The sequence below is a fragment of the Gordonia crocea genome (assembly GCF_009932435.1).
GTDB classification, from domain to species: Bacteria; Actinomycetota; Actinomycetes; order Mycobacteriales; family Mycobacteriaceae; genus Gordonia; species Gordonia crocea.
Window position 1 is genome coordinate 1,881,223 of the sequence record NZ_BJOU01000001.1, and the last position, 13,493, is coordinate 1,894,715.

A 13,493-nucleotide genomic window follows, 5' to 3' on the forward strand; every position below is an offset into this window, starting at 1 on the left:
GCTGGTGCCGACGCCGGCACGCGACGTCGGGATCAACCGTTCGAGGAAAGGCCCATCCATGTCTCGCGCTGCGGAAATCGACCCGGTGGTCCGGGAGCGGCTCGTCTGCCCGACCGATCACGGACCGCTGCTCGACGCCGGGGATGAGCTCTACAACCCCCGGCTGCGCGTCGCGTACCGGATCGACGCCGACGGGATCCCGGTGATGCTGGCGAGTGAGGCTCGGGCGGTCGGTGCCGATGAGCACGCCACGCTCACCGGCGGTGCGCAGCAGTGAACACCGACATCGTCGACGAGCTCGAATGGCGGGGCCTGATCGCCGCGTCGACCGACCTGGACGAACTCCGGGACCACCTCAACGCCGGATCGGTCACGCTCTACGCCGGCTTCGACCCGACGGCGGCCAGTCTGCACGCCGGGCACCTGGTGCCGCTGCTGACCCTGCGGCGATTCCAGGAGGCCGGGCACCGGCCGATCGTCCTGGCCGGCGGGGCCACCGGCTTGATCGGCGATCCGCGCGACGTGGGCGAGCGGACCATGAACACCACCGACACCGTCGCCGAGTGGGCCGACCGCATCGGTGACCAACTCAGCCGCTTCGTCCACCGCGATGCCGGGGCGCCGAATGCGGCGGTCATCGTCAACAACATGGAGTGGACCGGCGAGCTCAGCGCGCTGACCTTCCTCCGCGACATCGGCAAACACTTCTCGGTGAACGTGATGCTCGCCCGCGAGACCGTCAAACGCCGGTTGGAGAGCGACGGGATCAGCTACACCGAGTTCAGCTACCTGCTCCTGCAGTCCAACGACTTCGTCGAACTCAACCGCCGCTACGGGTGCACGCTGCAGATCGGCGGCTCCGATCAGTGGGGCAACATCGTGGGCGGCGTGGACCTCGCGCGGCGTCTGGACGGCACCGCGCTGCATGCGCTCACCGTTCCGCTGGTCACCTCGTCGGACGGCAAGAAGTTCGGCAAGTCGACCGGCGGCGGAAGTCTGTGGCTCGATCCGGCGCTGACGCCGCCCTACGCCTGGTACCAGTACTTCGTGAACACCGCCGACGCCGACGTCGTGCGCTACCTGAAGTGGTTCACCTTCCTGGGCCGCGAGGAGATAGACGAACTCGCCGCGGCCACCGAGGAGAAGCCGCACCTGCGGCTGGCGCAGAAGCGACTCGCCGCCGAGATGACCACCATGATCCACGGGGCCAACCAGACGACCGCGGTCGAGCAGGCCAGCGCCGCGCTGTTCGGCCGCGCCGAGCTGGCGGGCCTGGACGAGCCCACGGTTGCTTCCGCCCTGGGCGAGACGACCATCGCGACATACCCGCCGGGGGCGGCGCCGACCATCGTCGAGCTCCTCGTGGACAGCGGGTTGGTCGACTCGAACAAGGCCGCCCGCCGCACGATCGGGGAGGGGGGTGCCTACGTGAACAACACCAAGATCGCCGACGATGCCTGGGTGCCGGCGGCCGACGACCTGTTGCACGGCCGCTGGTTGGTGTTGCGGCGCGGCAAGAAGTCGTTTGCCGGCGCGCGCATCGGCGACTGAAAATCGCCCTGACCAGCCGATTTGCTATTGGGTCGGGGACGTGTGTAACTTAATCAGCGCACCGCAGCGAGCAGCAAACTTCGGATCGCAACCGCGATTTGAAGAGCGCCACCGCGCCTGGTACAGTAGGTGATCCGAGTCGCAACGACCGATTGCCGAACACGGGAAACGGATCAAGCGGCGCAAACCCTGAGAACAAGGTTGCAGTCTTCGACTGCGCCCTGGGGAAGCTTCGTGAAACGGACTTAACGGTCACGCCGCGGGGTGTGTGTTCTTTGAGAACTCGATAGTGTGTGACAGATTGTTTGATGCCAATTTTTTTGGTGTCTTGTTTTTTGGATGCCAGTTTGTTTTTTGGATTGTTTTTGCTGGGGTTTTTGCCTCTGTGAGGATTGTTCTGAGGATGGCCGGCTGCCTGTTGGTGGTTGGTTGTTTTCTTTGTTTTTTCATGGAGAGTTTGATCCTGGCTCAGGACGAACGCTGGCGGCGTGCTTAACACATGCAAGTCGAACGGAAAGGCCCAGCTTGCTGGGTACTCGAGTGGCGAACGGGTGAGTAACACGTGGGTGATCTGCCCCAAACTTTGGGATAAGCCTGGGAAACTGGGTCTAATACCGGATATGACCTCAGGATGCATGTCTTGTGGTGGAAAGCTTTTGCGGTTTGGGATGGGCCCGCGGCCTATCAGCTTGTTGGTGGGGTAATGGCCTACCAAGGCGACGACGGGTAGCCGACCTGAGAGGGTGATCGGCCACACTGGGACTGAGACACGGCCCAGACTCCTACGGGAGGCAGCAGTGGGGAATATTGCACAATGGGCGCAAGCCTGATGCAGCGACGCCGCGTGAGGGATGACGGCCTTCGGGTTGTAAACCTCTTTCGCCAGGGACGAAGCGTAAGTGACGGTACCTGGAGAAGAAGCACCGGCCAACTACGTGCCAGCAGCCGCGGTAATACGTAGGGTGCAAGCGTTGTCCGGAATTACTGGGCGTAAAGAGCTCGTAGGCGGTTTGTCGCGTCGTCTGTGAAATTCTGCAGCTTAACTGTAGGCGTGCAGGCGATACGGGCAGACTTGAGTACTACAGGGGAGACTGGAATTCCTGGTGTAGCGGTGAAATGCGCAGATATCAGGAGGAACACCGGTGGCGAAGGCGGGTCTCTGGGTAGTTACTGACGCTGAGGAGCGAAAGCGTGGGGAGCGAACAGGATTAGATACCCTGGTAGTCCACGCCGTAAACGGTGGGTACTAGGTGTGGGTTCCTTTTCACGGGATCCGTGCCGTAGCTAACGCATTAAGTACCCCGCCTGGGGAGTACGGCCGCAAGGCTAAAACTCAAAGGAATTGACGGGGGCCCGCACAAGCGGCGGAGCATGTGGATTAATTCGATGCAACGCGAAGAACCTTACCTGGGTTTGACATACACCAGACGCAGCTAGAGATAGTTGTTCCCTTGTGGTTGGTGTACAGGTGGTGCATGGCTGTCGTCAGCTCGTGTCGTGAGATGTTGGGTTAAGTCCCGCAACGAGCGCAACCCTTGTCCTGTATTGCCAGCGGGTTATGCCGGGGACTTGCAGGAGACTGCCGGGGTCAACTCGGAGGAAGGTGGGGATGACGTCAAGTCATCATGCCCCTTATGTCCAGGGCTTCACACATGCTACAATGGCGCGTACAGAGGGCTGCGATACCGTGAGGTGGAGCGAATCCCTTAAAGCGCGTCTCAGTTCGGATTGGGGTCTGCAACTCGACCCCATGAAGTCGGAGTCGCTAGTAATCGCAGATCAGCAACGCTGCGGTGAATACGTTCCCGGGCCTTGTACACACCGCCCGTCACGTCATGAAAGTCGGTAACACCCGAAGCCGGTGGCCTAACCCTTGTGGAGGGAGCTGTCGAAGGTGGGATCGGCGATTGGGACGAAGTCGTAACAAGGTAGCCGTACCGGAAGGTGCGGCTGGATCACCTCCTTTCTAAGGAGCTATCAACATGTCCTGTTTCGGGCCCGAGTGTGGTTCGGCGGGGTTGATGTTCATGGGTGAAACGTCAAACGGTCATTGTCTGCCGGCTGGTGCTGGTGGGTGGTGGTTTTCTGTTGCACACTATCGGGGTTCTGAGGGAACACACGGTTTACTCCTCTTTGTGGGGGGTGTGTGTTTTTTCTGATGTTGGCCGGCTACCGCCCTTGTGGGGGTGTGGGGTTGGTTGGTGTGTGTTGTTTGAGAATTGCATAGTGGATGCGAGCATCTATATTTTTATAGATCTGCAATTTCTAATGGTTTTTGTAAACATTTTTTGCACGCGTCTACATTCGTGGCCACGCGTTTTGTGCGTGTGGGTGTGGGTGTAGGTGTTGTTGTAAGTGTGTAAGGGCGTTCGGTGGATGCCTTGGTACCAGGAGCCGATGAAGGACGTGGGAGGCTGCGATAAGCCTCGGGGAGCTGTCAACCGAGCTGTGATCCGAGGGTGTCCGAATGGGGAAACCCAGCACGAGTGATGTCGTGTTACCCGCCGCTGAATGTATAGGCGGTGTGGAGGGAACGTGGGGAAGTGAAACATCTCAGTACCCATAGGAAGAGAAAACAATTGTGATTCCGTGAGTAGTGGCGAGCGAAAGCGGAGGAGGCTAAACCATGCGCATGTGATACTCGGCAGGGGTTGTGCGTGTGGTGTTGTGGGGTTGTTCTGTCTGGTGCTGCCGTGCTGGAGACGAGTGAGAAAGTCGCATGCTAGGCGAAGTGGCCTGGAATGGTCTGCCGTAGACGGTGAGAGTCCGGTAGCTGAAAGTGTGTGGCCTCGTTTGGAATGATTCCCAAGTAGCAGCGGGCCCGTGAAATCTGCTGTGAATCTGCCGGGACCACCCGGTAAGCCTGAATACTTCCTGGTGACCGATAGCGGACAAGTACCGTGAGGGAAAGGTGAAAAGTACCCCGGGAGGGGAGTGAAATAGTACCTGAAACCGGACGCTTACAATCCGTCAGAGCCTGCGCCCCTTGTGGGGTGGGTGATGGCGTGCCTTTTGAAGAATGAGCCTGCGAGTCAGTGCTCAGTGGCAAGGTTAACCCGTGTGGGGTAGCCGTAGCGAAAGCGAGTCTGAATAGGGCGTTTGAGTCGCTGGGTCTGGACCCGAAGCGGAGTGATCTACCCATGGCCAGGGTGAAGCGACGGTAAGACGTCGTGGAGGCCCGAACCCACTTCAGTTGAAAATGGAGGGGATGAGCTGTGGGTAGGGGTGAAAGGCCAATCAAACTCCGTGATAGCTGGTTCTCCCCGAAATGCATTTAGGTGCAGCGTCCCGTGTTTCTTACCGGAGGTAGAGCTACTGGATGGCCGATGGGCCCTACTAGGTTACTGACGTCAGCCAAACTCCGAATGCCGGTAAGTGAGAGCGGGGCAGTGAGACTGCGGGCGATAAGGTTCGTAGTCGAGAGGGAAACAGCCCAGATCGCCGGCTAAGGCCCCTAAGCGTGTACTAAGTGGAAAAGGATGTGGGATCGCTTAGACAACCAGGAGGTTGGCTTAGAAGCAGCCACCCTTGAAAGAGTGCGTAATAGCTCACTGGTCAAGTGGTCCTGCGCCGACAATGTAGCGGGGCTCAAGTACACCGCCGAAGCCGCGGCACTCACACAAGACATCGGCCTTCCCCTGCGGGGGTTGGTCCAGTGGTGTGGGTGGGTAGGGGAGCGTCCTGCATCCGTGGAAGCAGCGGAGTGATCCAGTTGTGGAGGGTGTGGGAGTGAGAATGCAGGCATGAGTAGCGAAAGCAGAGTGAGAAACTCTGCCGCCGAATGACCAAGGGTTCCTGGGCCAGGTTAATCCGCCCAGGGTGAGTCGGGACCTAAGGCGAGGCCGACAGGCGTAGTCGATGGACAACGGGTTGATATTCCCGTACCCGTGTATCCGCGCCCAATGGCGAATCAATTGTACTAACCATCCAAATCCCTATGGACCACCTTCGGGTGGCCGGCGGGTGCTGCATGGGACCTCGGTTGTAGTAGTCAAGCGATGGGGTGACGCAGGAAGGTAGTGGAGCCAGTCGATGGTAGTGCTGGTGTAAGCCTGTAGGGAGGGACATAGGCAAATCCGTGTCCCACATATCCTGAGAGGTGATGCGTAGCCGTTGAGGCGAAATCCATGATCCTATGCTGCCGAGAAAAGCCTCTAGCGAGCTGGTACACGGCCCGTACCCCAAACCGACACAGGTGGTCAGGTAGAGAATACTAAGGCGATCGAGAGAACTGTGGTTAAGGAACTCGGCAAAATGCCCCCGTAACTTCGGGAGAAGGGGGACCACGCCCGGTGACCGGCCTTGCGCCGTGAGCTGGGGGTGGTCGCAGAGACCAGAGAGAAGCGACTGTTTACTAAAAACACAGGTCCGTGCGAAGTCGTAAGACGATGTATACGGACTGACGCCTGCCCGGTGCTGGAAGGTTAAGAGGACCGGTTAGCCACCTTGTGTGGCGAAGCTGAGAATTTAAGCCCCAGTAAACGGCGGTGGTAACTATAACCATCCTAAGGTAGCGAAATTCCTTGTCGGGTAAGTTCCGACCTGCACGAATGGCGTAACGACTTCTCTGCTGTCTCAACCACAGACTCGGCGAAATTGCAGTACGAGTAAAGATGCTCGTTACGCGCGGCAGGACGAAAAGACCCCGGGACCTTCACTATAGCTTGGTATTGGTGTTCGGTTCGGTTTGTGTAGGATAGGTGGGAGACTGTGAAACTCGCACGCCAGTGTGGGTGGAGTCATTGTTGAAATACCACTCTGATCGTATTGGACCTCTAACCTCGGACCATGATCTGGTTCAGGGACAGTGCCTGGTGGGTAGTTTAACTGGGGCGGTTGCCTCCCAAAAAGTAACGGAGGCGCCCAAAGGTTCCCTCAGCCTGGTTGGCAATCAGGTGTTGAGTGTAAGTGCACAAGGGAGCTTGACTGTGAGACGTACATGTCGAGCAGGGACGAAAGTCGGGACTAGTGATCCGGCACCGGCAAGTGGAAGCGGTGTCGCTCAACGGATAAAAGGTACCCCGGGGATAACAGGCTGATCTTCCCCAAGAGTCCATATCGACGGGATGGTTTGGCACCTCGATGTCGGCTCGTCGCATCCTGGGGCTGGAGTAGGTCCCAAGGGTTGGGCTGTTCGCCCATTAAAGCGGCACGCGAGCTGGGTTTAGAACGTCGTGAGACAGTTCGGTCTCTATCCGCCGCGCGCGTAAGAAACTTGAGGAAACCTGTCCCTAGTACGAGAGGACCGGGACGGACGAACCTCTGGTGTGCCAGTTGTTCCACCAGGAGCACCGCTGGTTAGCTACGTTCGGAAGGGATAACCGCTGAAAGCATCTAAGCGGGAAGCCTGTTCCAAGATGAGGTTTCTCACCCTCTAGCAGGGGTAAGGCCCCCCACAGACCATGGGGTTGATAGGCCAGAACTGTAAGCACAGCAATGTGTTCAGGTGACTGGTACTAATCGGCCGAGGACTTACAACAACACTTCACCAACAAGAAGTTCACGCATCCACTATGCAACTCTGAAACAACACTGCCACCCACACACGTGTGGGCAGCACACAGTTTCATAGAGTTACGGCGGCAATAGCGGAGGGGAAACGCCCGGCCCCATTCCGAACCCGGAAGCTAAGCCCTCCAGCGCCAATGGTACTGCACCTTAATCAGTGTGGGAGAGTAGGACACCGCCGAACACAATTTGGATTCAGGCCCCACGCGAAAGTGTGGGGCCTGAATCATTTGGCGACCCGGCCGGCTGCGGCCGGTAAAGTAGTCGGGGCAATCGGCGACGAATGGATAATCGAGAATGAGCGCAGGGGATTCCAGGTCCGACCGCGGTGACCGTCCGCGTGGCGACCGACGCGGCGGGGCAGGTAACCGTTCGGGGGCAAACCGTTCGGGCGGAAGCCGTTCGGGTGGCAACCGCTCCGGCGGTCGGCCCGGTGCCGGGCGTCCGCGTTCCGACGGGGACCGTCGTGCGCAGTCCGGTAGGCCGACCGGCGGTGGCGCCAAGCCGCTGCCCGGGGAACCGGTATTGCCCGATGACGTCGAGCCGGCCGATCTGGACCCGTCGGTGCGCCGCGACCTCACCACCCTGGACAAGGCGGCTGCCGACGCGGTCGCGCGCCACCTGGTCATGGTCGGTCGGTTGGCGGAGGAAGACCCGCTCCTCGCCCTTGAACATGCCCGTGCCGCCCGAAGCCGGGCCAGTCGGATCGGTGTCGTTCGCGAGACCGCTGGCATCGCGGCCTACCGGGCCGAAGAGTGGCAAGAGGCTCTGAGCGAACTGCGTGCCGCGCGGCGCATCCTCGGTGGTGGTTCACTGCTCCCGTTGATCGCCGACTGCGAGCGCGGACTCGGCCGTCCCGACCGGGCGCTGGAGATTGCCCGCGGCGACGACGCGCGGCGCCTGCCCGCCGAGGAGCGTCTCGAGATGCTGCTGGTGGAGGCCGGTGCGCGGCTGGATCTGGGCGAGGCCGACAAGGCCGTCGTCACGCTGCAGACCGCCGATCTCACGCCCGGGCAGACCGGACCGGAGGCGACCCGGCTGTTTTACGCCTATGCCGAGGCCCTGTTGGCCGCCGGCCGTCGCGATGACGCGGTGATTTGGTTCATGAACACCGCCGCCGCCGACGTCGACGACCTCACCGATGCCGAACTCCGCGTCGTCGAGCTTTCCGACCCCGACGCCTCGCCGAGTGGGCCCTCGATCTCGCCGAGTGGGCCCTCAATCCCGCCGAGTGGACCCTCGATTCCGCCGAGTGGACCCTCGATTCCGCCGAGTGGGCCCTCGATTCCGTCGAGTGGGCCCTCGATTCCGTCGAGTGGGCCCTCGATTCCGTCGAGTGGGCCCTCGATTCCGTCGAGTGGGCCCTCGATTCCGTCGAGTGGGCCCTCGATTCCGTCGACTGGGCCCTCATTGGCTGCCGGCTACGACGCGATTCTGCTGGATCTCGACGGCACGGTCTTCGCCGGGCATTCGCCGATTCCCGGCGCGGTCGCGGCTATTGCCGATTTGCCGGCCGCCGGCGTCCGGTATGTGACGAACAACGCGAGCCGCCGTCCGGGCGAGGTGGCCGATCACCTGCGCGAGATTGGATTTGACGCGACTCCCGATCAGGTGGTCACCAGCGCCCAGGCCGGCGCGCGGCTCGTCGCGAAGCAGGTTCCCCCCGGGACGACCGTGCTGGTGGTCGGTACGGACGGATTGGCCGCCGAGATCGAGGAAGTCGGGCTCGTCCCGACGCGGTCGGCGGATGACAAACCGCAGGCCGTCATCCAGGGCCATTCTCCGCTGACCGACTGGGCGGCGCTGTCCGAAGCGGCCCTCGCGGTAGCGGCGGGCGCCCTGTGGGTGGCGACGAACGTGGATGCCACGCTGCCCAACGAGCGGGGCATGCTGGTGGGGAACGGCTCGATGGTCGCCGCGGTCGCCTCGGCGACCAAAGCGACGCCCCTGGTCGCCGGCAAACCCGCAGCGCCGTTGATGAACGATGCGATCGAGAGCGCGTCGGCGTCGAAGCCGCTCGTCGTCGGCGATCGCCTCGACACCGATATCGAGGGCGCCAACGTGGTCGATGCCGACAGCCTGATGGTGCTCACCGGGGTCAGTTCGCTGCGCGACGCCATGGTGGCTGCGCCGGCGCTGCGCCCCACCCATATCGCGCCCGATCTGTCCGCGCTGCATGCGCCGGCCACCGACAGCGTCATCGCCGGCAACCACCCGTGGGCCGTGTCGGGCGCCGGTACCCGGGTGACCGTCACCGCACTCACCACCGACGGTGCTCCCGCGTCGGCCATCCCGGCGATCGTCGCGGCCGCCTGGGACCGCGGTCTGTCACCAGAGCAGGCCGACCGGATCGTGGTGACCTCGGACAATGCTGCCCTGTCCGCGCTGTTGCGCGATCTGGGCGTCGGATAGCCTAGGGCATCATGACGAATCCAGGCCCGACGCCGGGCGCCCCGAAACCGGGCCAGCACCTGGCTGCGGCCGGGGACGCTGCCACCGTGTCGCCGGCGCAGGTGGCCGATGCCATCAGCGAGATGCTCGACAAGCTCGACCAGGTGAACGTGGCGATCGCCGACGCCGAGGACGGATCCGCGGTGTCGACCGCCGGTCTGGCCGCGCTCGACCGCCAAGCCGACCTGCTCGAACGCGCCCACCGCGTGCTGGCCGACGCGTTGGCCGCCATCGACCACGCCTGACCGATGGCACCGCGGGCACGGCTCGACGCCGAACTCGTCCGACGCGGGCTGGCGCGGTCGCGCGAGCACGCGAGTGCGCTCATCGCGGCTGGTGAGGTGCTGGTCAACGGCACCCCGGCGGCGAAGCCGGCGACCAACGTCGCGAAAGACACGCCGATCGTCGTCAAGGCGGTGACCGAACAGTGGGCGTCGCGTGGTGCCCACAAGCTCATCGGCGCGCTGGACGCATTCGGTCCCGCCGGGTTGTCGGTCGAGGGCCGCCGCTGTCTCGACGCCGGCGCCTCCACCGGGGGATTCACCGACGTGTTGCTGGCCAACGGTGCAGCGAGCGTTGCGGCGGTCGATGTGGGCTACGGCCAGCTCGTGTGGCGGTTGCGCTCCGACGAGCGAGTCGCCGTCTTCGACCGCACGAACGTGCGGTCGCTGACCCCCGAGCAGATCGGGGGACCGGTAGATCTGACCGTCTCCGACCTCTCCTTCATCTCGCTGCGGCTGGTGCTGCCGGCGCTGGCGAGGTGCACTCGCCGCGGCGGCGACCTGGTGCCGATGGTCAAGCCCCAATTCGAAGTCGGCAAAGACCGCGTCGGCGCGGGCGGCGTCGTCCGTTCGCCGGCGTTGCGCGCGGAAGCGGTCCTGGCGGTCGCGACCTGGGCGGCCGCACTCGGACTCCGCTTGCGCGACGCGGGTGCCTCGCCCCTGCCCGGCCCCTCGGGCAACGTCGAGTACTTCTTGTGGCTGACCCGCGAATGCGACGACGAGGAATTGGGGGCACGCGCGGAGCGGTTGCCGGTGGATCTGTCGGCGGACCCCGATACCCTGGTGGACATCGATAGCGGGTTCGATCGGGCGGCCGTCGCCGACCTGATCGACCGCGTCGTCGCGTCGGGGCCCCAGTAGACCCGGGACCCGGCAGACCGACGCGCCGGGGCAGAACAGGAAGCGAGCACGGGTTGTGAGCAGCGCAGAGTTGGGGATCGGGCCGGAGTCGGGCGGCCGGACATTCGTCGTCGTCACGCACACCGGACGCGACGAGCTCACCGCTGCCCTCGACGCGATCGCCCGGCGCTGTGCGCAGGGCGGGGTCAGCCTGCGGATCGTCGACACCGACGTCCGCGACCCGGTTGCGCGCGCCGAAGTCGATCTCGACCGGCTCCGCGCGGTCGGTGCCACGGTGACGCGCGTCGACGCCGACGATGCCGCGGCCCGGGGATGCGAGGTGGTGATCGCCCTCGGGGGCGACGGCACGTTCCTGCGGGCGGCTGAACTGGCCTATCCGGCGGCGGTCCCGGCCATCGGTATCAATCTGGGCCATATCGGCTTTCTCGCCGAGGCAGAGGCCGGTTCCATCGAGGAAGTGATGTCCCGCTTGATCGAGGGGCGGTACACGATCGAGCCGCGGATGACCCTCGACGTCACGATTATCGGTCCCGACGGGACGACGATCGGGCGGACATGGGCGCTGAACGAGGTGGTCGTGCAGAACGACCAACACCGTGGCGTGCTCGAGCTCATCACGGAGGTCGATGGGCGCCCGGTGTCGGCGTTCGGAGCCGACGGCCTCATGATCGCCACCCCCACCGGCTCCACCGCCTACGCGTTCTCCGCCGGCGGCCCGGTGATGTGGCCGGACCTGGAGGCGATCCTCGTCGTACCCAGCAACGCCCACGCGCTGTTCGCCCGCCCAATGGTCACCTCCCCGCATTCCCGCGTGGCTGTCGAGGTCGAGTCGCCCTACCCGGCACTTGCGATCAGCGATGGTCGCCGGGTCTTCCCGCTGCCGCCGGGGGCCCGCGTCGAAGCGGTACGCAGCCACCAGTCGGTCAAGTGGGTCCGGATCGACGCCGAGCCCTTCGCGGACCGCCTGGTGACCAAGTTCAGCCTGCCGGTCACCGGTTGGCGCGGACGGCGCACATCCCGCGGACGGCACAGGGGGGATGCATAGATGCTGGAGGAGTTGTCGATCAGCGGCCTGGGCGTCCTGGAAAACGCCTCCGCCGAGTTCGGCCCGGGCTTCACCGTCCTGACCGGTGAGACCGGTGCGGGTAAGACGATGGTCGTGACCAGCCTGCACCTGCTCTCCGGCGGGCGGGCAGATGCCAGCCGGGTGCGCACCGGGCACGCCAAGGCAGTGGTGGAAGGGCGGTTCCGCATCTCCGACGAGTCGCCGGTGATCGCCGAGGTGCTGGAATCGACGGGCGCCGAGGCCGACGACGACGAGTCGCTGATCGCGATGCGCACGGTGGGTTCCGATGGGCGTTCCCGCGCGCATCTCGGCGGTCGGTCGGTACCGGTGGGCGTGCTGGGCCAGGTCACCACCTCGATGCTGACCATCCACGGGCAGAACGATCAGCTGCGGTTGTTGCGCCCCGACCAGCAGCGGGCCGCGCTCGACCGGTTCGCCGGGGCCGCGGTCGATGCGGAGCTGGCGGCCTACCGCGGCGCGAGGTCGCGCTGGATCCAGCTCGCCGACGAGTTGGCGCAGCGCCGGGCCAATGTCTTCGAGCTGGCGCAGGAGGCCGACCGGCTGCGGTTCGCGGTCCGCGAACTCGATGCGGTGGACCCGCAGCCGGGGGAGGACGATGCGCTGACCGCGACGATCAAGCGGCTGACCGATTTGGAAACAGTCCGGGCGGCCGGCGCACAGGGTCACGCCCTGCTGTCCGGCGACGGCGAGGGCGGCGCCGGGGTGATCAGCGACCTCGGCCAGGTGCGGACCCTGCTGGGTTCCTCGGGGGATGCCGGGCTCGAGGAGTTGGTGCCGCGCGTGCAGGAGGCGCTGGCCGTGGTGACCGACCTGGCGTCCGATCTCTCCGACATCCTCGGCGCTCTGCCTGAGGACGCTGCCGAGTTGGACCAACTGCTCGTCCGCCAGGGCGAGCTCAAGACCCTGACCCGCAAGTACGCCCCGGACATCGACGGGGTGCGGCAGTGGTGGGAGCAGGCGCGCGAGCGGTTGGCCGAGATCGATCATCCGGCCGAGTCGATCGACGAGCTGGCCGCATCGGTGGATGCGGCGGCCGATGAGGTCGTGGCCCGCGCCGGGGCGCTGCGCGACCTGCGCGTGCAGGCCGCGGAGAAGCTGGCCGCGCGTGTCACCGAGGAACTGGGCGGATTGGCCATGGGTGATGCCGCACTGCGGGTCACGGTTGTTCCCGACGTGTGCGACGACGAGACCGAGCGCGGCGACGGTGTCGCGCCCGCGGTTTCACCGGCCCAGCGCCGAACCGTGACCGTGGCCGGTCGCCGGTGCCACGTCGGGGCCCACGGCGCCGATATCGTCGAGTTCGCCCTCGTCCCGCACGCCGATGCCGCGCCGCTGCCGATCGCGAAGTCCGCCTCCGGTGGCGAGTTGTCGCGGGTGATGCTCGCCCTCGAGGTCGTCCTCGCCTCGCCGGACGGGGGATCGGTGATGGTGTTCGACGAGGTCGACGCCGGGGTCGGCGGGCGCGCGGCGGTGGAGATCGGCCGCCGGTTGGCACGCCTCGCGCGCAACCACCAGGTCATCGTCGTCACGCACCTGCCGCAGGTGGCGGCCTTCGCCGATCACCACGTGGTCATCGGCAAGGAGGAAGGCGGCCGGACGAGCACCGTGGCGACGTTGAGCGGCGACGAGCGGGTCGGCGAGTTGGCCCGAATGCTGGCCGGTATGGGCAATACCGAGACCGGTCGGGCGCATGCCGAAGAATTGCTCTCAATGGCACAATCCGACCGCGAGCAGTGACGCCGTCGTATTCCAGA

The 13,493-nt window shown here is 64.3% G+C and carries 7 protein-coding genes and 3 rRNA genes; all 10 read left to right on the forward strand.

The genetic code is table 11. From position 1 onward, the window contains the following. Nucleotides 1-58 precede the first annotated feature (58 nt). The 10 genes from nbrcactino_RS08875 (at nucleotide 59) to recN (ending at nucleotide 13,476) form a co-directional block, all read left to right on the forward strand. Nucleotides 59-277 carry a Trm112 family protein gene (locus tag nbrcactino_RS08875; protein WP_161927029.1) on the forward strand — a complete coding sequence of 73 codons (219 nt, stop codon included), beginning with the start codon at nucleotides 59-61 and terminating at the stop codon, nucleotides 275-277. After that, nucleotides 274-1,551, forward strand: a complete 1,278-nt coding sequence (gene tyrS / locus nbrcactino_RS08880; protein WP_161927030.1) for a tyrosine--tRNA ligase — start codon at nucleotides 274-276, stop codon at nucleotides 1,549-1,551. The genes nbrcactino_RS08875 and tyrS overlap by 4 nt, the downstream gene beginning before the upstream one ends. A gap of 445 nt (nucleotides 1,552-1,996) precedes the next feature. Then, a 16S ribosomal RNA gene (locus nbrcactino_RS08885) occupies nucleotides 1,997-3,517 on the forward strand. Nucleotides 3,518-3,900: 383 nt separating this feature from the next. Continuing rightward, nucleotides 3,901-7,031: ribosomal RNA gene (locus nbrcactino_RS08890) — 23S ribosomal RNA — on the forward strand. A gap of 95 nt (nucleotides 7,032-7,126) precedes the next feature. Next, nucleotides 7,127-7,243 (forward strand): 5S ribosomal RNA (gene rrf, locus nbrcactino_RS08895). Together the 16S, 23S and 5S rRNA genes form the textbook arrangement of a ribosomal RNA operon. Nucleotides 7,244-7,356: 113 nt before the next feature. Then, nucleotides 7,357-9,471 (forward strand): HAD-IIA family hydrolase, encoded by a 2,115-nt coding sequence (locus tag nbrcactino_RS08900; RefSeq protein ID WP_161927031.1) that lies wholly within the window; start codon nucleotides 7,357-7,359, stop codon nucleotides 9,469-9,471. 11 nt (nucleotides 9,472-9,482) lie between these two features. Beyond that, the gene (locus nbrcactino_RS08905) at nucleotides 9,483-9,755 is read left to right on the forward strand and encodes a hypothetical protein (RefSeq protein ID WP_161927032.1); all 273 of its coding nucleotides are present in this window, start codon (nucleotides 9,483-9,485) and stop codon (nucleotides 9,753-9,755) included. A gap of 3 nt (nucleotides 9,756-9,758) precedes the next feature. Next, nucleotides 9,759-10,652: a TlyA family RNA methyltransferase gene (locus nbrcactino_RS08910; protein ID WP_161927033.1), complete on the forward strand. Its 894-nt coding sequence runs from the start codon at nucleotides 9,759-9,761 to the stop codon at nucleotides 10,650-10,652. Between the two features lie 55 nt (nucleotides 10,653-10,707). Continuing rightward, nucleotides 10,708-11,697, forward strand: coding sequence for an NAD kinase (locus nbrcactino_RS08915; RefSeq protein WP_228460748.1), 990 nt, complete (start codon nucleotides 10,708-10,710; stop codon nucleotides 11,695-11,697). Next, the gene (gene recN, locus nbrcactino_RS08920) at nucleotides 11,698-13,476 is read left to right on the forward strand and encodes a DNA repair protein RecN (RefSeq protein WP_161927034.1); all 1,779 of its coding nucleotides are present in this window, start codon (nucleotides 11,698-11,700) and stop codon (nucleotides 13,474-13,476) included. The last annotated feature ends 17 nt before the right edge of the window (nucleotides 13,477-13,493 follow it).

What these genes read in the sequence shown, in the direction of transcription:
- nbrcactino_RS08910 (WP_161927033.1), top strand. Translation starts at nt 9,759, where the DNA reads ATGGCACCGCGGGCACGGCTCGACGCCGAACTCGTCCGACGCGGGCTG.
- nbrcactino_RS08905 (WP_161927032.1), top strand. Translation starts at nt 9,483, where the DNA reads ATGACGAATCCAGGCCCGACGCCGGGCGCCCCGAAACCGGGCCAGCAC.
- nbrcactino_RS08900 (WP_161927031.1), top strand. Translation starts at nt 7,357, where the DNA reads ATGAGCGCAGGGGATTCCAGGTCCGACCGCGGTGACCGTCCGCGTGGC.
- recN (WP_161927034.1), top strand. Translation starts at nt 11,698, where the DNA reads ATGCTGGAGGAGTTGTCGATCAGCGGCCTGGGCGTCCTGGAAAACGCC.
- nbrcactino_RS08875 (WP_161927029.1), top strand. Translation starts at nt 59, where the DNA reads ATGTCTCGCGCTGCGGAAATCGACCCGGTGGTCCGGGAGCGGCTCGTC.